Origin of the sequence: Salmonella sp. SAL4457, from assembly GCF_046548235.1 — a bacterium.
GTDB lineage: Bacteria > Pseudomonadota > Gammaproteobacteria > Enterobacterales > Enterobacteriaceae > Salmonella > Salmonella enterica.
The window spans coordinates 1-275 of record NZ_JBGDZO010000420.1 but is presented as its reverse complement, the minus strand read 5'-3'; the positions used below and the strand labels follow the sequence as shown (position 1 = coordinate 275).

Sequence of the window (275 nt, the reverse complement as noted above, 5' to 3'; positions counted from 1 at the left end):
ACTTACCACACGTTCCTGCACGAGAACTGCAAGCAGTTCATCGAGGGCTTCCGTTACGACGCGCACCCCATGGTGATGCTGATGGCCTCGGTCAGCGCGCTGTCAACGTTCTATCCCGAGGCCGGCGACATCTCCGACCCGGACGTCCGGCAGGCGCAGATCACCCGCCTGATCGCGAAGATGCCGACCCTGGGAGCCTTCGTCTTCCGTCACCAGCAGGGCAAGCCGTACGTCTACCCCGACAACCGGCTGTCCTACACCGCCAACTTCTTGGC

1 protein-coding gene is annotated in these 275 nt (G+C 62.9%); it reads left to right on the top strand.

Features of this window, described 5'->3' with window-relative positions:
* On the top strand, positions 1 to 275 hold a 275-nt coding region (locus ACLJNW_RS24890), incomplete at both ends, for a citrate/2-methylcitrate synthase (RefSeq protein ID WP_410961317.1).